Below are 19,821 nucleotides of genomic sequence, written 5' to 3'. Positions count from 1 at the left end.
TATTGAACATATATCCTCTTTATTAGCTTAGTCTAATGAACTCAAAGGGGCTTTTTTGCTTGTTGATGCGATTGGAGCGATTATTTGTTTTTATCAGAGGACAGCTGATCCTTCAAACGCTGCAGCTCCTCGCTTACAGCCGGGTCATTGTCAGGGTTAGCTGTGTCTGCGGAGAAGGGGCTATAGCCGGATTTTGCCATGGCGGCCTCCCATTCGGAAATTTTCTCCTCCATGCGCTCGAAGCCTTTTGCTGCTGCTCCGCTAAAGGTGCCGTAGCTGAAATTCGGGCTTTCCGCACTGCTGGATTGCTCCACCTTGCGTGCGCGTTCTGCCAGTTCTTTGCGTTTTTCTTTTAAGCGGGCCAGCTCTTCCTTTGCTTCCTTCAAACGCAGCTCCAATTCGAACACTTGGCTCTCGGCCTGCTTGGCGTTAGCCGCGAGTTGCTCAGCCTCGTCTTGATAATGGATTTTGGCTACGGCAGCGCGGCGGGCAGCTTCTTCATTACCGGCAGTTAATGCTTCCAGCGCCTTTTCTTCCTGCAGCTGGGCATTACGCGCGGCTTCAAGGCTCTTCTGCTCACTCACTTTAGCGGCAGTTTTGCGCTCACGCAGTAAATTCTCTTTTGCGGCAATATCCTCTTCCAGGTTTCTTAAGTACTGTCCTGTCATCAGGATCGGATCCTCCAGTTTGTTCAGTACCTCGTGAATCGTTGCTTTCGTCAAGTTGGATAGTCTGTTCAATATGCTCATGTTCAGAACTCCTTTTTATTGTATATTTTTAACAGCTTAAATCATTGGTTAAAAAATATTAGAATTTCGAGTAATGCTCATCATAACCGTAATCGTTGTAATCGTAGTGCAGGCCGGCAGGTTCTTTAGGAACGATCAGGCTGGCGATAAGGTAGATGGCCACGACGGTGCCGAAGCTGCAAATCGCTGCGATCAGGGCAATTAGACGAACTACGGTCGAATCTATGTTGAAATAGCGGGCAATACCTCCGCACAGACCGGAAATTTGCTTATCGGTTCTCGAACGGTACAATTTCTTCATCATACTTCACTCACTTTCATATATTGTCATCGGGATGATGCAATCCGTTGTTTATGACTTTATTTTATCGATTTTTTGGGAGGGGCATAACCGGCTGGGGACGGTTTTTGACCCCGACCATAGTCGGGTTGGCTCCTCGCCAGAAGGTGGGGGGCAAGCAGCAACAAACATATAAGCGAAGGAGTGGACCGCATGAGGATCGCAGTTCTGCATGGAAGTACGAGAGAAGAGGGCAATACGGAGGCGCTGACGGAGATTGTGCTGGATGGGCTGGAGCGGACGGATATTTATCTGCGGGGAAAAACGATAAGGCCGATTCATGACCAGAGGCATGAGGAGGGCGGATTCGACCCCGTTGACGACGATTATGACGGTATCGTTCAAGAGGTGCTGGCGCACGATATTCTCGTGTTCACTACACCGGTGTATTGGTATGGACCTTCAGGGATATTAAAAAACTTCATCGACCGCTGGTCGCAGAGCCTTCGCGACACCCGGTATAATTTCAAAGAAGTCATGGCGAAGAAGAAGGCCTATGTTATCGTCGTGGGGGGAGACAATCCGCGGATCAAGGCGCTGCCGCTCATTCAGATGCTTAAATACACTTTCGATTTCGTGGGCATGCCGCTGGAAGGCTATGTCATCGGTAAAGCCAGCCGGCCTGGCGATATTAAAGGCGATTCACGAGCGCTTGCGGAGGCGCAATGGTTAAACCGCGAATTGAAGAAAGAGGCCGGTTGTTAAAGGAAAGCAAAAGATCATGGGTTTAACTCTTGTAAATTGGGCTTCAGCGGGGTAGAAGCGCTTGGGCCGAAGGTTTTTAGCACCGTGCGAGGCTCCCGACGCGCGGTGCTTGGCGTTCTGAAATTCGGCCGAGTGGAATTCGCGCATTATACAGTTTTAACATTGCAGGATTATGATAAGCGTATGGTTAATTATATTTTGTGAAAGTACACAGAATAGAAGCTTACAAGAGGCAAGTGCATGCATAACAGGGAGAACGCAGGGAGGACGGGTATAACATGACCAAAGTGATTAATTTTGCGCATCGGGGTGCGGCGGGCCATTGTCCCGAGAATACGATGATCGCATTCAAACGTGCATTGGAGCTAGGGGCGACTGGGATCGAGACGGATGTGCAAATGACGAAGGACGGGCATCCGGTGCTGATTCACGACGAGACGCTGTATCGCACGGCAGGTTCTCCGGAGTGGGTCAAGGATGTCACGCTGGCGGAGCTGTCAACGAAGGAGGCGGGGTCGTGGTTTCACGAAGATTACTGCGGAGAGAGAATCCCGACACTGGAGCAGCTGCTCGAGCTTGTTGAGCCGCGCGACACGATCATTAATTTGGAACTGAAAAATGGGGTTGTCCAATATCCAGAACTTGAGAGTAATGTAATAGACATGGTTCGCCGTTTCGGATTGTCCGATCGCGTGATAATTTCCAGCTTCAATCACTATTCGCTTGTGGAGTGCAAGCGGATCGCTCCAGAAATTCGCACGGGGATTTTGTATATGGAGGGGCTGTACGAGCCATGGAATTATGCGAAGCGCATCGGTGCGGACGCCTTGCACGCCTTTCAGTACGCTGTCATTCCCGAGTTTGTCGCCGCCGCTTCGGAGCAGGGTATACCGTATCATCCGTTCACGGTTAATGAGAAGTCCGAGATGCAGGCGTTGATCCGTGCAGGCGTTGGCGGGATCATTACGGATTATCCCGACCGTCTGGCCGAGCTTCTGACGGCTGAAGGGGGTTAATGGGATGAGAAAAACGTGGCTGCTCGGTCTCGGCTTCCTCAGCATCAGCATGACGTGGGCGCTGTATAATGCGTTTGTGCCGCTTTTCTTGGCCAACTATTTAAAAAGCGCTGCCATGATCGGGTTCATGATGACGATCGATAATTATTTTGCCATGTTCCTGCAGCCGTGGATTGGCCACCGAAGCGACAAGACGCGCAGCAAATATGGGAGGCGGATGCCTTATTTACTGATCGGCATGCCGCTTGGAGCCTTGTTTGCCACGTTGATCCCGCTACATACCGGTTTTGTGGCTTTGGTGCTGTTTATGGTGCTGATGAACCTATCCATGAGCATCTTCCGTTCACCTACGGTGGCGCTCATGCCGGACATTACGCCGGAGAACAGTCGCACCAAAGCGAATGGAATTATTAATTTCATGGGCGGTCTCGGCTCGATTCTAGCTTTTGGCCTTGGCGCGCCGCTATACAAGCAGGCTCCGTATTTACCGTTTCTATGTGCCGGGCTGGTTATGCTGTTTTCTCTAGTCATCCTGAAGAGCTTCATTAAGGAGCCCATAGTTCTGACAGGTTATGGCGACGGCAGCAGTAATCCGTTCCAGACCGAGAGGGAGACCCGCAGTCCGATACGAATCAAAGACCAGTTCGACCGCACGACGTTGTTTATTTTAGGAGCTATCTTTTTCTGGTTCGTTGCTTATCAAGGGGTGGAAGCGCTGTTTACGCTCTATGGGACAAAATATATCGGCATGAGCGACAACGACGCGGCCTTCTCGCTAACGTTCTTCTCCCTGGCATTTCTGGCATTTGCGCTGCCCAGCGGATGGCTTGGCGCCAAATACGGCAAGAAGAGAATCATTGCGCTTGGCGTGCTGGGCTTGTTCGTCATTTTCGGCTCGCTCGTCTTCGTAAAGTCTGTGCTGCTCCTTCGTGTGCTGCTGGTCGTCGGCGGGTTGTTCTGGGCCTGTATCAACATTAACTCGTACCCGTGGATCGTTGCGACGGGGCGGGAGGAGAGCATCGGTACCCGAACCGGGATTTATTACTTCGTTTCCTCGCTTGCAGCCATCAGCTCCCCGCCTGTGCTCGGCTGGATCATCGATATGTTCGGATATCCGGCGCTATTCGCAAGCGCTTCGCTCGGGATGCTGCTGGCCGCGCTCTGCTTGATTGGCGCAAGGAACGACAACCGCTCCGCAGGTACGGGAGCCATCGATCAGGCTCCTTCGGCAATTCAATAGCTTTTAGGACATGAAAAACTCGGCGCTAGCGTCATATGACGTAAGCTCCGAGTTTTTTTGAGTTTTTGGCATCTAGAGATTTAGGCGGATTTCTTCCTGCCGCTAATCGCAAGGCCTAAGGCAATTAACGAGATCAACAGGGCGGCCGACGCCAGCACGATAGTCCATATGTTTGCAGAGCTTGCGCTTTCTGCAGCTTCCGACACAGGTGCAGCGCTAGTCTCGGCAGCGTTGGTGCTGCTGTGTGCCGCTGTATTTTCAGCGGCATTTTCTGCTTGCCCGGCGTCGCTGCTGGTGGCTTGATCCTGGTCGTGATCATGGCTGTGCGAGTGGCTTGCGCTGTCCGCGGCGGAACCCGCATCTGGGCTTGAAGAGACTGCGGTGATGGAATGCGGCTTCTCGCTGCCATCATCCCCTGTCCACTCGACAATGCTGCCATCGCTATAGTATTGGTAAGCATCCCATGCCAGCTCGGCATCGCTGTCTGGATTTTTGGCGACGAAATCGAACTGCTGGAACTCGCCAGGCTTAATGCCCTCGCCCTCTGACGTCCAGGTGACGACAGTAACTTTATCCGAGCTGTCTTTCGTTAGCTCTACCTTCCAGTCCGGAATGGCGCGGTATTGCTTGAAATCTAGGCCTTCGGGAATTTTCAGGGACACTTTGACCGTAGGAATGTCTTTCTCAACGGGAACTTTGATCGTGTAGGTCTCCCAGGCACCGGGAGCTGTGGTGCCCGGTTTGACGGTGACGTGCGCGCTGGCGAGGCTGGCAAACAGCAGCAGGGATGCGGCCATGGCTGGAGCCAGAGCTATTGCTTTTGTAAGCATGGCGGACAAGGATTGAATTTTTTGTTTCATAACGCTAAAAATCTCCTTTGCAAATTTTTATTTATAGTGAAGTTATAAATCACTTGTTGCCGACTTGAAAGGTGAAGCTGCTATCGACTGAGTCCAGTGAGGACAGCAGAATATGAACCTGAAGCCTCCAGCTGCCGCCCCTCGTTACGATCGCATTTCCGTTTAGCGGGATGGAATCGCTTCTCCCTGGGATTGCGAGTTCGATCGTTCCCATGTCCATGTCGAGGGAGGTTAGCGTCAGTGTTATTTGCTCGATGCCGTTTAGCGGTTTCTGCTCGCGATCCAGGGCGGTCACCTCAATACGGTTCTCGCCGACGGTATTCGGCGATACTTGTACAGAGATGTGGTAGCCGTCCGCGGTCACGGCTTTCAACTGAATCGGACCCGGGCTGGACAGAGCCGTCGGCATATTCGATAAAATTGCAGCCAGAACGAGCACGATCAATCCGGTCACGAATTCGATCCACACCCCACGGCCCAAGGGCCGGGTCCGCCTGCGGCCGCGCATGAACGCGGAAAGGCCAAGAGCCAGCATAACCAGCGTCAGTCCGCTCTTAGCAAGGAGGATGAGCCCGTAATTACTGTGCAGCAGCGCATACCATGTAGGTATATGGAGCATACCTGCGTAGACCCCTGAACAGAGCAGTATAGCAACGCAGCCTGCAGCGAGAATAGAGAAGCGGCGGATGGCCTCCCAATATAATTGACTCCTGGAGCCGGATGAGCTCCGCGTTGCTTCTGCGGCAGCAGGCAGCAGTAAAGCGAGCGAGAGCAGCCCTCCCAGCCATAGGAAGGAGGAAGCCTGGTGCAGGAAGTTCATGGCAATGGCCATACTTCTTCCGCTCGCGGCCGCGGCATGGCCGATAAACGATTTGGCGAGCAGAATGCCAAGAGTGGTCAAGAGTGCGGCCGCCGCGGTCAGGTCCGCTGCCAAGCGGCTTTGTTTTTTCGTAAAAATAATAAGTGCGGCGGTCAGTCCGGCCAGCATGAGCAGCAGTATCATTTCGGCAGTCCAGGCCTTACCGAATGAAGTAAGGCTGAGTGTGTCCTTGATCCATGCCGGGTTCCAAGCTTGGCTCCACGGAACTCCGGCATCGCTCGCCGCCTGCTGCGGCAGGCTCAGCCCGATTCCGGCTGCAGCTAGGAGGAGAGATAGAATGAGAAGCTGTTTGCTTCGCTGCCACACCGGCGACTTTGCCAAAGCATAAGGATGATTCTGGAGTCGTCGGGCAGCAGATTCAGCAATGGATCTGCGTTGCGGCAAGAGCAGCAAATGAAAGAGAAGCACGCCTATATATATGGCTAAGCCGCTATATTGGAGCCAGCGAAGAAGAAGGAGGCTAAGCTTGGGCCAATCCTGTCCTTGGCTGCTGCCGGGTTGATTCGCATCTGCAGGATTGTGGGCGGCTGCTGCGGCATCCCCGATGATAAAAGGGAATGTTCCGGTAACCGTATGGCCATCGCTGGACAGCACTTTGTAATTTACGGTATAAATCCCGTCCGGCAGCTCAGGCTTCAGATCCGCGATTAATCTGGCTGAATGGGCGTCATCCATCCGGGATTCTCCTGCGGTGGCTTGCTGGCCGGATGAATCGGTGACTTGAATCGAGTGAAACGCCTGTTCGATCGGCTCGTTAAAGGTAATGCTGACCTGGGCGGGAGCTTCCTCGAGCACTTCGTTCTCTCCAGGAGAGGATGCTACAATATAGGCATGGGCGGATACGGATGAAGGAAGGGAGAACAGAAGGCAGTAGAGCGTGAGTGCAATTAGCGCCTTGGTTGCGTGCCGTTTTTTCAATGCAGGGATCACTCCTTTTTACTAAATTGCAATAACATATTTCACAATGCACTTCATTTTACAGCTATTTTTTTGGGGAGAATATGACCTTATCGGGCTATATTAGAGGACTAAAAACGGAAAAATTGACATTTTTGTGAAATTTTTTGGACGAGGGCCGTTATAACGGGTGAAGTAATGCCTAACTTATGAGGCTAAAGATTTAAAAATGACCCATAGTAAGATAAAATAATTACGATCTAATTTTGAAGGAGGATACGTAAAGTGGCATCGAACATCAAAGTGGGTATCGTAGGTTATGGGAATTTAGGACGCGGCGTGGAAAAGGCAATCAAGCAAAATCCGGATCTAGAGCTCCGCGCAATTTTTTCGAGAAGAAACCCGGATGAGGTAGCGGCAGCCAGCGGCGTCGTGCATATTTCCGAGTTGGAGAAGTATAAGGGCGATATCGACGTGTTGATTCTTTGTGGAGGTTCGGCCACGGATCTTCCGCAGCAAGGGCCTGAACTGGCCGCTATGTTCAATACGGTGGACAGCTTCGACACACATGCGAAAATACCTGAGTATTTCGACAAAGTTAACGCATCGGCTTCTCAAGGGGGAAATGTGAGCGTGATCTCGACCGGCTGGGATCCAGGCTTGTTCTCTTTGAACCGCTTGCTTGGACAAGCTATTCTTCCTGAGGGCAATGAGTATACCTTCTGGGGCAAAGGCGTTAGCCAGGGCCACTCCGACGCGATTCGCCGCGTTGACGGTGTGAAGGGCGGCGTGCAGTATACGATTCCGGTGGAGTCCGCTGTAGACCGTGTGCGCAAAGGGGAAAACCCGGAGCTGTCCACAAGAGAGAAGCATGCTCGGGAATGCTATGTAGTTGCTGAAGAGGGTGCCGATCTCGCACGGATCGAACGTGAAATCAAGGAAATGCCGAACTATTTTGCGGATTATGATACGACGGTGCATTTCATCAGCGAAGAAGAGCTGAAGGCGAACCACTCTGCTATGCCGCACGGCGGCAACGTGCTGAGAAGCGGCCGCACGGGAGAGAACAACACGCAAATTATCGAATTCGGGTTGAAGCTCGACAGCAATCCCGAATTTACGGCAAGCGTGCTTGTAGCTTACGCGCGCGCAGCTTACAAGCTGTCCCAAGCTGGCGAGTCCGGGGCAAGAACGGTATTTGACATTCCGTTTGGCCTGCTGTCGCCTAAATCGCCGGAACAGCTTCGCAAAGAATTGCTGTAAGGCTGTTTCCTTTGTGGCTGCCTGGGAGAGTGGATCTCCCGGGCGGCTTTTTATTTGTTGGGCTATGGCAGCGCGCGCGCTTGGTGCCAGCAGTATTCTATGGTTGCTAAGTAAAACGTGAAGGTGCAGGCGAATACGGGTTGGAAGGGGGAGCGGAGGGGGCGGGCGGATTGGAGTAGGGATGAGTAGGGTGGAGTGGAATGGAGCGGAGTAGAGTGGAGCGGAGTAGGTGGATTGGAGTAGGGTAGAGTAGAGCGGAGCGGGGTAGGGGAGAGCGGAATAGGTAGGGTGGAGTTGAGCGAGTAGGGCAGAGTGGAATGGCTAACGGACCGGGGTTCCGCTATTTGTCCAAAAACGCTGAAATTGTTGTGCTAACGGACCCTAGTTCCGCTATTGCCCCTATAAGCGACTGAAAAGAGGCATTTAGGGGCAAATAACGCCTTCTGTGTCCGTAAGAATAAGAATTATCGAGTAAAGCGCGAAATAGCGGACCTGATGTCCGTAAGCAACCTACCCTCGAAGTGCCATTGTGCGTCGCCCCAGCCACCTACCCCCGAAGTGCCATTGTGCGTCGCCCCAGCCACCTACCCCCGAAGTACCATTGTGCGCCGTCCAGCCATCTCCCCCTCGTAGTGACTATATGCGCCGTTCCAGCAACTTTAACCCCGTACCAACTCTTTGTATTAAACAATCTACGACTTCTCAAAGCCACTTATTATGCCAGGCGAGCTAACCCTGAGCTCCATCTACAATTGGCGAACCTGATCACCCACCTCTCACATCCTCACGCACACATCCTCACGCACACATCCTCACGCACACATCCCTGCCTCACCTTTCACATCTTCACCTCCCCACCTCCAATACCCACTCATTTTCCACCCGCACAACCCCTGAAGGCTCATTCTGACGCGACCTAAATTGCCTGCGGAATAGCCCGCAGATTTAGCAATTTAGCAAGCTTTCTCACAGTGGGAGGCGCCCAAGAAGGTTCAAATGTATGTGATTTTAATTACAAAGTCTGTGGCCTATTATGACAATTCTGCGAACTCGGGTGCTCCGGACGTTCATTGTGAACAATTATCAAAATCGCCGAATTTGGCTTTTTTTGAGCAAATACGGCTGAATTTCGACTTTTGGGGTGGGGAGGTAAGCAGTGTACAGGCATTCAAATGTAAATATATTACATAATTGCCTTTCTCTATGGTTTGTTTTTGTTTTTAACGAATCCTAACATTGTTATTAGTTGTAATACTTAAGTTCACGTGACAGCTTATCAACCTGTATCACATCGTGTAACTTACTGCTTAGAAAGGGGTAACGGAATCTATGAAAAGAAGAGGGCTGCTGTTAATCGCATTTTCAGCGCTGCTTGTCTTCCTGTCCGGCTGCAATACTTTGAAGGTATTGGACCCGAAAGGACCTGTGGCCAAGACTCAATCCGACGTCATTATTTTCTCCATCATCACGATGGCGTTTATACTGCTCGTCGTTTATGTGCTTTACGTTTACATGCTGACCAAATATCGGGCTTCCAAAGCTGCTCCGGACTACGAACCGCCGCATGACGAAGGAAAGACCTGGCTAGAAATTACCTGGACGGCATTCCCGTTAATTATCGTTATCATTCTTTCGGTGGTTACGATTCGCAGTACGAATGCGGTCGAGGCAGTACCTAAGGATTATCAAGATCAAAAACCGATGATTATTTACGCGGCTTCCTCCAACTGGAAATGGCACTTCAGCTATCCGGAAGAAGGAATCGAAACGGTAAACTACGTAAATATCCCAACCCATCGTCCTGTCGAGTTCCGCCTATATGCGTACGGACCGATTACAAGCTTCTGGGTGCCGCAGCTCGGCGGACAGAAATATGCGATGAGCGACATGGTTACGAAGCTGAACCTCGTTGCCGAGCATGAAGGCTCTTTTGTCGGCAAGAATGCGAACTTCTCCGGCGAAGGCTTTGCTCACATGGAATTCGAAGTGCTGGCGATGAATCAGCAGGAATACGACAAATGGGTGGATGAAGTAAAAAACACGGCTTCCGAATTGACGCCGGACGAATTCCAAACCCTGCTGGACACGAAATTTGTCGGCAGAAAAACCTACTCCTCCACGCACCTGACGTTCTTACCGCCGCCTGAGGGCGAGCACGCTGGGCATAATCACGGCGACTCTGCCGCGAAATCCGAGCTCGATCAGTTCCAAATCGATCAACCCGGTGCAGAGAACAGCGGAGGCGGAGAGACGGAACACTCCGGGCACAATCATTAATCAGGTTAGAAGAGCAGGACGCTCGCAAGGCAACTAGAACTGGAAAGGAGTAAGCTAAATGAAATGGGACGAATTTTTCGTCACAGGCGAACCGATGATTTATGGCGCGATGGTCAGTATTGTTATTGTGTCTATTGCGATTGTTGTCGGGCTCACCTATTTTAAAAAATGGGGCTATCTGTGGCGTGAATGGTTAACAACCGTTGATCATAAAAAAATCGGTATTATGTATATCATTTCTGCACTCATCATGCTATTTCGGGGCGGCGTAGACGGCCTCCTGATGCGTGCGCAGCTTGCTGTCCCAGAGAATGGATTACTGGACAGCCAGCACTATAACGAAATATTTACGACGCACGGGGTCATCATGATCCTCTTCATGGCAATGCCGTTTATTATCGGCTTGATGAACGTCGTCGTCCCTTTGCAAATCGGGGCACGGGACGTAGCGTTCCCGCGCCTGAACGCTGTCAGCTTCTGGCTGTTCTTCGCCGGAGCGATGCTGTTCAACATTTCGTTCGTCATCGGCGGATCGCCGGATGCCGGATGGACGGCTTACTTCCCACTGTCGAGCATCGAGTTCAGCCCGACGGTAGGCAATAACTATTACTCCATTGCACTGCAGATTTCCGGACTGGGTACGCTCATGACCGGGGTGAACTTCATCGTGACCATTCTCAAAATGCGCGCGCCTGGCATGACGCTGATGCGTATGCCGATGTTCACATGGTCGATTCTGGTTACTTCCGTCATCATCGTATTCGCGTTCCCGGTATTGACGATCGCGCTGCTGCTGATGATGCTGGACCGGCAGTTCGGCTCACAGTTCTTCACCATGGCCAATGGCGGGATGGATATGCTCTGGGCCAACTTGTTCTGGGTATGGGGGCATCCAGAGGTATACATTGTTATTCTGCCCGCATTCGGTATCTTTAGTGAAGTTATATCAACATTTTCACGCAAAAACCTGTACGGTTACAAATCAATGGTGTTCAGTATGGTCATCATCTCGCTCCTGTCTTTTGTCGTGTGGGCTCACCACTTCTATACGATGGGACACGGCGCGATGGTTAACGGTGTCTTCTCCGTGACGACGATGGCGATTGCCATTCCGACCGGGATCAAAATCTTTAACTGGCTCTTTACGATGCATAAAGGACGCATCGAATTTACGACGCCAATGCTGTATGCTCTTGGCTTTATACCGATCTTTACGATTGGCGGCGTGACCGGCGTTATGCTGGCCATGGCAAGTGCGGATTACCAGTACCACAACACGATGTTCCTGGTAGCCCACTTCCACTACGTATTGATTCCGGGAACAGTCTTTGGGGTTCTGGCGGGAATGTACTACTGGTTCCCGAAACTGTTCGGCTTCCGCCTGAACGACAAGCAAGGCAAACTGGCTTTCTGGATTATTGTAATCAGCTTCAACGTAACGTTCCTGCCGCTCTTCGCCCTTGGATTGAATGGGATGACGCGGCGGATGTACACTTACTCCGCAGAGACCGGATTCGGTCCGCTGAACCTGATTGCTTCGATAGGCTCGATCGGTCTGGCCGTCGGCTTTGCGGTACTCGTCTACAACATTTATTGGAGCTTCCGCTATGCGCCTAGAGAGACGAGCGGCGATCCGTGGAATGCACGGACCTTGGAGTGGAGCACGCCAAGCCCGATTCCTCACTACAACTTTGCGCGCATGCCTGACATTGAAGGCCGCGATGCATTCTGGTTTGCGAAGAAGTCCGGCAAACCTCTGTATACTGAGGAATATAGCGACATTCATATGCCTAACAACAGTGGCCAGCCGTTTATTCTGGGTGTGATCTTTATGATCTTCGGATTCTTCATGGTATTTAACTGGTGGGTAGGGGCTGTGATTGGAGCCATAGGCATCTTCGTTATGATGATCATCAGATCCTTTGAACGCGATCACGGACATTATATTCCTGCGAAGGAAGTTGTGGCGACCGAACAACGATTGCGGGGTGAACAGGTATGAAAATAGATCATTCAGTACCGCTGGAATATAGTACGGAAGAAAACAAAAACCGCATCTTCGGCTTCTGGGTATTTCTCGGAGCAGAGATCGTCATGTTCTCCACGCTCTTCGCCGTATATTTCACCTTGTGGAACCGGACCGGCAACGGTCCTACGGCGAAAGAGATTTTTGAAATCGGACCGGTGCTTATCGAGACCTTCCTGCTTCTGACGAGCAGCTTCACGATCGGTCTGGCGATCAACAGTATGCGGCAAGGCTTGATGAAAGCGACATTAGGATTTTTTGCAGTTACTTTATTGCTTGGCCTAGGATTCCTGGGCGTCGAGATTTATGAATTCGTTACGTATGTAGGCGAAGGCGCGACACTGCAAACGAACGCGTTCCTGTCCAGCTTATTCACGCTGCTGGGCCTCCACGGGGCGCACGTTACGCTTGGATTGGTGTGGGGCGGCGGATTGATGCTGCAAATGAAACGTGAAGGCTTCACGCCGGATACGGCGAACAAGTCGTTCATCTTCTCGCTGTACTGGCACTTCCTGGATGTCGTCTGGATTTTCATCTTCAGCTTTGTATACCTGAAAGGATTGATGTGACATGAAAAAACTGTTCCCGCTTCAACACGTCATGGGATATGTCTCTTCGCTGATCCTTTCGATCGTTGCACTGACCGTTCTGTTCTTCGATATGTCCTACGGGATGCAAATGACGGTTCTGCTCGTTTGTGCGATCATTCAAATGTCAGTTCAGCTGTTCGTCTTCATGCACATCGGCGAGACAGGTACGAAGACATCACTTTATACGAATATCGCGTACGCGCTGTTCGTAGGTCTGGTGACGATTTTCGGTACACTGTTTACGATGATCTGGGGATATCAATAAGCGAATAGGCAAGTTTGAGTTTAATAAAGAGCTAGATTTATTTAGAAATGAGAATCACTCTGATCCAAAGGCGAAAGCCTGGGGTCAGGGTGATTTTTTTTGCGGCAAATCGTCGGGTAGATGCTTTCTGGTGAAATAAGGGAATATGCAGGGGGATGGGTTAACTTTTTTGAGCCTATGTCCGAAATATAGGTATGGATGGGTTACATTTACAAAAATAAGATTCGGAGGAAGAAGAGACTGCATACGATGAAGTACTTAGATGAACAGATTCTTAGCATGAAACAGGAATTAATACATAAGCAAAATGAGGCAAAAACGAGCCAATCTCAATTAACAGATTCAGAGCAAGTTAGCTTAGTGGCGGACAAGAATATGGTGCTGCGCATCGAAGATGAGGTTATAACTTTCGCCACTGTGACCGTACTGGATGGAAAAATCGAGGTGAAAATTCCGAAATCCTTTCATCTTATGCCCCTGGAGCAAGCTAAATTCAAATATCCTTCGGAGCATCGCCCGAAGGTTATTTACACTTCTTCTGCAGGGACCATCAATATGACCTTTAATCCGACAGACACGGCTTTGGAGCTGGAGGAGCTTCCTGATTTTATGGAGCGATTGGCAGATGTGCTGCGATCTGTACAACCCATCCGCAATTGGATAGGGGCTGAGTTGAGCGTTAATCCATCCGGTCTTTCTATAGGATGTATTCGCTTTGTAACAGCAGGGGTGGACGGGAACCTATATAACGAAATGCTGTTGTTTATTTTGGGAGGATACGTGATCATCGGTGCTTTCAACTGTATGGAATCCGATAGGGAAGCATGGCTGCCTGCAGCTAAATTTATAGTCCAGTCGCTTAGAGATGTCTCTGATTCCTCCGAGCTGCTGCACAAGGAAGGAGATGCTTCAAGATGAGTCTGGGATACGATAACATTCTAATTCAGCCATTTGAGAGAATTAACCTGGAACAGCTCACCTTAACGAAGAAAATAAATGAGCATACCCGGCTGTATTTTACAGGCGTGATTCCGGAAGATATGCGGGACAGCTGCGTAGAAACAACGCACAGCTATACGGTCATTGAAGTAAGTCAAATGGATGAGGCAGGCGGCACCACGCCATTATTTAGCGGGATTGCGCTCTCGGTTGAGGTGAAAGTTGTACGTGATGTCTACTATTTGGAGGTAGAGGCTATCTCGCATACCTACCGAATGGACATCAAGCAGCGCACACGCTCTTTTCAGAATATTAATATGACGATTCCTCAATTACTGGAACAGATTGGCGAGGATTACGAGGGGCTTGATGTGATTGACGGGGCTACTGACGGGGCCAAGATCGGGCGTATTGCCATCCAGTACCAAGAGACGGATTGGGCTTTCTTAAGACGGTTGGCATCCCGCTATCATACAAGCTTGATGCCCGCCGCCCGTTTTGATAGTCCGAAGTTTTATTTTGGCATCGAGGATATTCCTGCACATGTGGTGCTGGATCATAGCCGTTACACCGTACGCAAGCAAATGCTGCCTTTTCGTTATTTCCAGGAGAATGACCAGGCCAGGCTGACGGAGAACGACTTCATTTTTTATGAAGTGGAGACGGATGAGGTGCTGGATTTAGGAGCGCAGTTGAACTTTCAAGGGCACAGCCTGTTTGTGATGGAAGCTTATACCGAAATGAGACAAGGCCAGTTGAGACACCAATATGTATTGGGATCCTATCAAGGCTTCCGGCAAAAAAGCTACTATCAGGAAAAACTAGCCGGCGCATCGTTAAGTGGTGTCGTTGTCGACGTGCGCCAGGATCAGGTGCGCATTCATTTGGACTGCGATGAGCAGCAGAAGGTAGATGAGGCATACTGGTTCAATTACTCTACGGCTTATAGTGCTGAGGGACATACGGGGTGGTATGTGATGCCTGAAGTTGGCGATCCCGTTTCACTATATTTTCCGGGCAGCCGAGAAGAAGATGGAATTGCTGGGAGTGCAGTCAGACGAAATACGCAAGGAAGCGCTCATAATAAAATTTTGGATCCTCAGAGGAAAATATGGCGAACCCCTCATGGCAAAGAAATTTGCCTGGGACCCGATGAACTGGTCATTACGGGGAAAGAAGGGGCTATTTATATCAAGCTGAACGATAAGGATGGCATACATATTGTAAGCAACAATGCCGTAAGTATCTCGGCGGGGGGAGATCTAAGCCTGACGGCTGGGACAACGATGTCACTCTCCGCAGGCAGCGAGCTGCGTATGGATTGCAACGGCAGTTCTATTGAACTTAGCGGTTCAGCCAAGATGAAGGGCAGCGAAGTGAAATCTAATTAGCATAAGCGTACCAGGTGGTGTAAACGAAATGGACAAGCCTTTGGAGGATCCGGAGCAGCAGGTAAATTTTAATGAGGCAAGGCTCTTTAGTCGTAAAGATTGGGCGGAGATGCTTAAGGCTACGTTAGAACAACGTATTGAGGAATGTGTACAGAAATTTAGAGAATATTGCCGCGACATTCGTCAAAAGCAGGTTCAGGGACAAAAAGGCAGCATAAGCTACATCACTTACTCTATGCTGCGAACATCGTGGCTGGAGCAGCATCCGGTCTATCTAGTCGAGGCCGCCGATGAGTATTGGGTATTTGATGCGAACCCCATGCAATTTGAGTGGGAGATAAGCTGGGCCTTCTCCTATTGGAGTGATCTACAGCAGCAGCGCCATGCCGAAGCCGTGGAGCAGCCTTCAGAGGTCGGAATAGAGCAGATCATGCTGGACGCGGCGGCAGAACTCCATGCATTTATGGTAAATATGCTTCGTCTGGCGATGAAGCGAGCGGTGCGTACTCCCGAGTTCCAAGCGCTGGATCGTGCAGAGACATTTGAGATTCGGGCCGGAGAGTATTTGGATCAAAGCGTCTCCGTATACAAAGAAGATCGCCGGAAGCGGGATGTTCAAGAGGTTAAAGCATGGCTGGAATTAAAGGAAGCGCAGCAGTACGGCTATGAAGCCTTGACGGAGCTTGACCTATCGGAGGGGGACTACAGCCGCTTGGATTTTCGCTATACGGCTTTCCGCAGCATGCAGATGGAGAATAGCCGTTTGCAGTATTGCGTGTTGGTGGGTACTGATTGGCAGGATAGCTTGCTTCAACGGGCTGACTTTACCTTCAGCCTGATCTATGGAGCTGATTTTAGCGGCTGCTCCCTAAGGAATGCTCTGTTGGACAGGGTAATGGGTAGCGTAAGCGATTCAGATTCATGGCTGGAGTGGGAGCCATTAGGATTTAGCGGGGTGAATTTTACGGGGGCGGATCTGCAGGGAGCTTCTTTTAGAGCAGCTCAGCTTCAAGGTGCGGTATTCCGGGATACCCTGCTGCAGCAGGCTTCATTTATCAATGCGGATCTAGCGGCGGCTTGCTTCGAGAATGCCGATCTGACAGGTGCCAGTTTTGCTGGAGCAGATCTGACAGACGTGTCTTTTGATGGCGCGCGGTTGAGTGGAACTGATTTTACAGGCGCCAATTTGCGGGGTGTGAATATGACGGAGGAACAGCTCCGTGAAGTTAGGAGGCAACTTACGTGAGATATTATCGGCTAAGAATGGATGACCGGACCAAGCATCGGATTGAACCAGTGCCGCTGTCCTCATTATCCATGAAGAGCGGCATGCAGATGACTCTTGCTCAAGAGGAAGATGCGCCTTTGTTTTTAGCAATACAGCTTCATTCGCAATCCGTGTTTCCAGACTTTCTGGAATATCCCGTGCCGCTGGTATCCAATCGCATGAAGGCGTTATTGGAGAAATACAGGCCTGGCATGGAATGGAGAGCAGCCATACTTACAGATTTTAAGGTAGCCAGGCAAGAGGTGTACTGGGTGCTTCGCCCTCCTAAGGAGGAATGCTTGTCTGATAGCACCGAACGGTATCCCGATCGTACATTGAAGCATTTGGTACTGCAGCACGGGAAGGCCATGTCTCCTATTTTCCAAATAGCGGGTTTGATGGAGCCTTACATTTTTATCAATCTGGCGTTGGCAGAGAGCCTGCTGCGTCGTCCATTTATAGGGATTAGACTTGAAAGAGTAGAGACGGAAAGCAAGGAGGGAACAGGTTCATGAAGGAAGCAAAGGTAGAGCATGCGCAGGTGCAGCCAGGAGGGGGCGGGGCCAAAAGCTATGTCGTAGCCGGTGCGATTTTGAGCTGCAGCTATGGCACTCAGCCTACCCGGTTAAAGCGTCCTTTCAGCCATGGGGTATACGTCAAAAATAAAGCCATGATGAATATCGCAGATTACGTGCCCGGAGAGAACATTCCGTCCTTTGGCAACTGCTTCAGCCCTCTTAATCCTGCTGTGCAGACCAGTGAAATGGTTGATATTTACGGGGTGAAGAAGGCTCCGTGCGTCCCTGTTCTTACGATGCCATGGCTGAATGGGAAAAGCGATATGCTGATCGAGGGCCAGCCGGCTCTGACGCAGGACTGCACGCACCACTGCTTATATTGCGGACATATTCGCATAGAAGATGACGGCCAGGAGCTGGACTAACGGCAAGAGCCGTGACCGAATCAGGAGGGAGGAAGTACGACCTTGGGTTTACATATAGAGGGGATCGGTTATGAAAGCATACGTTTAGACGGTCCCTTTCAGCCGCAGCATATTCAGCAGTTACATATTCATAGAGCGATCAATGAACACGCATATTTACAGATGACCGGCATTCTTCCCGAAGAACAAGAGGCTGCATGGATCGGGCAAACGATGGATCAGGAACCTATCGTTATTCGCCAGCTGGACGAGCAGGGGCAAACGGTAAGAAGGTTATTCCACGGGATGACCACCCGCCTATCCATACACTGTATAAGGGGAGTCTATACTTTTGAGCTGGAGGCTGCCTCGCATTCCTATCAATTGGATCTGAAATTAAAGAATCGTTCTTATCAAGAGCCGCAGCGCACTTATGATGATTTGGTCACGGCAATGGTGCGGAAGTATAAGTACGGGGATGCGATTGATACCGTCACGGACGGCGCCAAACTGGAAACTTTCCTGCTGCAATATCAGGAGACGGATTGGGCGTTTTTAAAGCGCCTTGCCTCCCGATTCGGATCGGTGCTCGTGCCTGAAGTGACGGCAGCATCGCCCAAAATCTTTTTTGGGCTGCCGACAGGCAAAATGCATAAGCTGGAACGGGATGTATTCTACCGGGTGCGGAAAACGTTTCATGAGCTGTCTGCCGGGAATCCGGGGGAGCGGTCTGGTTCGTACGTCACTTATACGATTGAAAGCTTGGAGTACTATGCCTTAGGGGATGTGATTGAACTCCCCATTGGACAAGGTAAAGAACTTATCGTGGTTCGGGCCGTGACACGTTTAGAAGATGGAATGCTGCGTACGCGATATGATCTTCAACCCGAACAGGAAATTCGCTATGCGCGGGTTGAGAATGAGCAGATTACAGGGGTTTCACTACTAGGAAAGGTGCTGCATATAGAACAGGATCGTTTACAGCTTCAACTCAAGATTGACCCCGAGCAGCATCCTGCCGCCAGCTGGTTTCCCGTAGCTACCCGTTATGTGGCGGAAGCCCACAGCGGGTGGTATAATATGCCGGAAATCGGGGATCAGGTGGAGCTGTATCTGCCCACAAACCGTGAGCAGGACGCCTATGTCACCGATGCATTACGTCAAAAGCGTACGCATGGACAACCTGACGGCAAGGTCTGGCAGCATGCGAAGGGAAGCGTTGTAGAGCTGTCCGGGCAAGAGCTGTCGCTGCACTCTTCAGGGAAGCTGTCTATTACGCTTCATGAGACTAACGGCGTTACCATCAGCAGTCCGGGGAATGTGCAAATTCAAGGCGGCGACATTAAACTGGAGGCAGGGAAGGGACTATCACTACAAGCCGGCACAGCGCTGTATCTCAAAGGCGGAGCCAGCAGCATGGTGCTGGATGGTGAAACAGACCTCAAAGCTCCGGTGATCGAGCAGGAAGGGACGGTGAAAGCCCCGGTCTTTGTCACCGACCTGCCGCCTGTACCAGAGCCTGAGCTAATCAGCGTACAGGAGTATGAGGCAGCCAAATCATCTGCCGCATCCCATACTTCATCGGGTAGTGGAAATTCTCCTACAGCCAAAATTACGAGTCCGGCTGTTGAAGCCGCGGCCAATAGCATGCTGGCTACAGAGTCGAAGCTCGTGGGTTCGATTCCAGCGATGGCGGGAATTTTAATAGGTGCGCTAGGGGGGCCTGTGAATAAGGCTGTAGGCGTGGCGCTGCTGGCAACGGCAGGGGTTCCTGTGAGAAGTGACGGGAAGGCGCGTGATGTGCCTGCTAATAACCCTTTTCATCCGCTAAAGCAACTAGCAGGCCTGCTCCTACAGGGATTGATCGACCAGCGAATGTACGAAGAGGAAAGACAGGCTTACTACACCCAGTGGATTTTAGGCAAGATGGTAACGAGTGCTCGCCAGATGCTGTATTCGTCCAGCCCATTAGATCTTGTTTACAACGTGTTGAGAGAGTCGAACAACATGTTCCAAGCCTACCATCAGGTTCCTGAGGATGTGAGAAGGCGCTGGGAACCTCCTAGGTATTTTCCTGAGGAATATGTGGACACCCATCGGTTAACCTTAGAAGTACAAACAGAGCTGAACTGGTCCGATGAATTAACTAAGGATGTGGCGCAGCGAATTGCAAAGAAACAGGACTATAACTTGA

General features: G+C 50.8%; 18 protein-coding genes. 14 read left to right on the top strand and 4 right to left on the bottom strand.

Going from position 1 to position 19,821, the window contains the following annotated elements; translation table 11 throughout:
* Window positions 1-80: 80 nt before the first annotated feature.
* On the bottom strand, window positions 81-749 hold the full coding sequence (locus GNP95_RS21980; protein WP_155612981.1) for a PspA/IM30 family protein: 669 nt from the start codon (window positions 747-749) through the stop codon (window positions 81-83).
* Window positions 750-807: 58 nt separating this feature from the next.
* Window positions 808-1,053 carry a PspC domain-containing protein gene (locus tag GNP95_RS21975; RefSeq protein ID WP_330163564.1) on the bottom strand — a complete coding sequence of 82 codons (246 nt, stop codon included), beginning with the start codon at window positions 1,051-1,053 and terminating at the stop codon, window positions 808-810.
* Window positions 1,054-1,242: 189 nt separating this feature from the next.
* Here GNP95_RS21975 and GNP95_RS21970 point away from each other — a divergent pair, with 189 nt between their 5' ends.
* The 3 genes from GNP95_RS21970 to GNP95_RS21960 all read left to right on the top strand — a co-directional run bounded on the left by GNP95_RS21970 (window position 1,243) and on the right by GNP95_RS21960 (window position 4,050).
* Window positions 1,243-1,794, top strand: a complete 552-nt coding sequence (locus GNP95_RS21970; RefSeq protein ID WP_155612980.1) for a flavodoxin family protein — start codon at window positions 1,243-1,245, stop codon at window positions 1,792-1,794.
* A 278-nt stretch (window positions 1,795-2,072) separates the two neighbouring features.
* Window positions 2,073-2,810: a glycerophosphodiester phosphodiesterase gene (locus GNP95_RS21965; protein WP_155612979.1), complete on the top strand. Its 738-nt coding sequence runs from the start codon at window positions 2,073-2,075 to the stop codon at window positions 2,808-2,810.
* A gap of 4 nt (window positions 2,811-2,814) precedes the next feature.
* The gene (locus GNP95_RS21960) at window positions 2,815-4,050 is read left to right on the top strand and encodes an SLC45 family MFS transporter (RefSeq protein ID WP_155612978.1); all 1,236 of its coding nucleotides are present in this window, start codon (window positions 2,815-2,817) and stop codon (window positions 4,048-4,050) included.
* 80 nt (window positions 4,051-4,130) lie between these two features.
* Here the strand turns inward: GNP95_RS21960 and GNP95_RS21955 are convergent, their stop codons facing one another.
* Together GNP95_RS21955 and GNP95_RS21950 are read right to left on the bottom strand one after the other, a co-directional pair.
* On the bottom strand, window positions 4,131-4,910 hold the full coding sequence (locus GNP95_RS21955) for a YcnI family copper-binding membrane protein (protein ID WP_155612977.1): 780 nt from the start codon (window positions 4,908-4,910) through the stop codon (window positions 4,131-4,133).
* Between the two features lie 49 nt (window positions 4,911-4,959).
* On the bottom strand, window positions 4,960-6,708 hold the full coding sequence (locus GNP95_RS21950) for a copper resistance CopC/CopD family protein (RefSeq protein ID WP_155612976.1): 1,749 nt from the start codon (window positions 6,706-6,708) through the stop codon (window positions 4,960-4,962).
* A gap of 264 nt (window positions 6,709-6,972) precedes the next feature.
* Between GNP95_RS21950 and GNP95_RS21945 the strand changes: the two genes are divergently transcribed.
* The 11 genes from GNP95_RS21945 to GNP95_RS21895 all read left to right on the top strand — a co-directional run.
* On the top strand, window positions 6,973-7,950 hold the full coding sequence (locus GNP95_RS21945; protein WP_283926861.1) for a diaminopimelate dehydrogenase: 978 nt from the start codon (window positions 6,973-6,975) through the stop codon (window positions 7,948-7,950).
* Between the two features lie 1,329 nt (window positions 7,951-9,279).
* Entirely contained in the window at window positions 9,280-10,227 is a 948-nt protein-coding gene (qoxA, locus tag GNP95_RS21940) for a cytochrome aa3 quinol oxidase subunit II (RefSeq protein ID WP_155612975.1), read from the top strand.
* 58 nt (window positions 10,228-10,285) lie between these two features.
* Window positions 10,286-12,229, top strand: coding sequence for a cytochrome aa3 quinol oxidase subunit I (gene qoxB / locus GNP95_RS21935; RefSeq protein WP_155612974.1), 1,944 nt, complete (start codon window positions 10,286-10,288; stop codon window positions 12,227-12,229).
* Window positions 12,226-12,822 carry a cytochrome aa3 quinol oxidase subunit III gene (qoxC, locus tag GNP95_RS21930; protein WP_155612973.1) on the top strand — a complete coding sequence of 199 codons (597 nt, stop codon included), beginning with the start codon at window positions 12,226-12,228 and terminating at the stop codon, window positions 12,820-12,822. Before qoxB ends, qoxC begins: the two co-directional genes overlap by 4 nt.
* A 1-nt stretch (window position 12,823) precedes the next feature.
* Window positions 12,824-13,108 (top strand): cytochrome aa3 quinol oxidase subunit IV, encoded by a 285-nt coding sequence (qoxD, locus tag GNP95_RS21925; RefSeq protein ID WP_155612972.1) that lies wholly within the window; start codon window positions 12,824-12,826, stop codon window positions 13,106-13,108.
* Window positions 13,109-13,357: 249 nt separating this feature from the next.
* Complete coding sequence (locus GNP95_RS21920) at window positions 13,358-14,026, top strand: hypothetical protein (RefSeq protein WP_155612971.1); 669 nt, start codon at window positions 13,358-13,360, stop codon at window positions 14,024-14,026.
* Window positions 14,023-15,438, top strand: coding sequence for a phage baseplate assembly protein V (locus tag GNP95_RS21915; protein ID WP_155612970.1), 1,416 nt, complete (start codon window positions 14,023-14,025; stop codon window positions 15,436-15,438). The genes GNP95_RS21920 and GNP95_RS21915 overlap by 4 nt, the downstream gene beginning before the upstream one ends.
* A 28-nt stretch (window positions 15,439-15,466) precedes the next feature.
* A complete protein-coding gene (locus tag GNP95_RS21910; protein WP_155612969.1) occupies window positions 15,467-16,684 on the top strand; it encodes a pentapeptide repeat-containing protein in 1,218 nt (405 codons plus the stop codon).
* Window positions 16,681-17,220 (top strand): hypothetical protein, encoded by a 540-nt coding sequence (locus GNP95_RS21905; protein ID WP_213591005.1) that lies wholly within the window; start codon window positions 16,681-16,683, stop codon window positions 17,218-17,220. Before GNP95_RS21910 ends, GNP95_RS21905 begins: the two co-directional genes overlap by 4 nt.
* Window positions 17,217-17,648, top strand: a complete 432-nt coding sequence (locus tag GNP95_RS21900) for a DUF4280 domain-containing protein (RefSeq protein ID WP_155612968.1) — start codon at window positions 17,217-17,219, stop codon at window positions 17,646-17,648. The genes GNP95_RS21905 and GNP95_RS21900 overlap by 4 nt, the downstream gene beginning before the upstream one ends.
* Window positions 17,649-17,690: 42 nt before the next feature.
* The coding region (locus GNP95_RS21895; protein ID WP_155612967.1) for a contractile injection system protein, VgrG/Pvc8 family at window positions 17,691-19,821 on the top strand (2,131 nt) is incomplete at its 3' end.

The organism is Paenibacillus woosongensis, from assembly GCF_009725165.1.
Lineage (GTDB): Bacteria > Bacillota > Bacilli > Paenibacillales > Paenibacillaceae > Fontibacillus > Fontibacillus woosongensis.
The sequence above is the reverse complement of the archived record's forward strand: the minus strand, read 5'-3'. Positions and strand labels throughout refer to the sequence as shown.

Coding starts and splice junctions, on each gene's coding strand:
- qoxC (WP_155612973.1), top strand. CDS start 12,226: ATGAAAATAGATCATTCAGTACCGCTGGAATATAGTACGGAAGAAAAC.
- GNP95_RS21920 (WP_155612971.1), top strand. CDS start 13,358: ATGAAGTACTTAGATGAACAGATTCTTAGCATGAAACAGGAATTAATA.
- GNP95_RS21965 (WP_155612979.1), top strand. CDS start 2,073: ATGACCAAAGTGATTAATTTTGCGCATCGGGGTGCGGCGGGCCATTGT.
- GNP95_RS21915 (WP_155612970.1), top strand. CDS start 14,023: ATGAGTCTGGGATACGATAACATTCTAATTCAGCCATTTGAGAGAATT.
- GNP95_RS21955 (WP_155612977.1), bottom strand. CDS start 4,910: ATGAAACAAAAAATTCAATCCTTGTCCGCCATGCTTACAAAAGCAATA.
- qoxB (WP_155612974.1), top strand. CDS start 10,286: ATGAAATGGGACGAATTTTTCGTCACAGGCGAACCGATGATTTATGGC.
- GNP95_RS21960 (WP_155612978.1), top strand. CDS start 2,815: ATGAGAAAAACGTGGCTGCTCGGTCTCGGCTTCCTCAGCATCAGCATG.
- GNP95_RS21900 (WP_155612968.1), top strand. CDS start 17,217: ATGAAGGAAGCAAAGGTAGAGCATGCGCAGGTGCAGCCAGGAGGGGGC.
- GNP95_RS21910 (WP_155612969.1), top strand. CDS start 15,467: ATGGACAAGCCTTTGGAGGATCCGGAGCAGCAGGTAAATTTTAATGAG.
- qoxA (WP_155612975.1), top strand. CDS start 9,280: ATGAAAAGAAGAGGGCTGCTGTTAATCGCATTTTCAGCGCTGCTTGTC.
- GNP95_RS21970 (WP_155612980.1), top strand. CDS start 1,243: ATGAGGATCGCAGTTCTGCATGGAAGTACGAGAGAAGAGGGCAATACG.
- GNP95_RS21980 (WP_155612981.1), bottom strand. CDS start 749: ATGAGCATATTGAACAGACTATCCAACTTGACGAAAGCAACGATTCAC.
- GNP95_RS21975 (WP_330163564.1), bottom strand. CDS start 1,053: ATGATGAAGAAATTGTACCGTTCGAGAACCGATAAGCAAATTTCCGGT.
- qoxD (WP_155612972.1), top strand. CDS start 12,824: ATGAAAAAACTGTTCCCGCTTCAACACGTCATGGGATATGTCTCTTCG.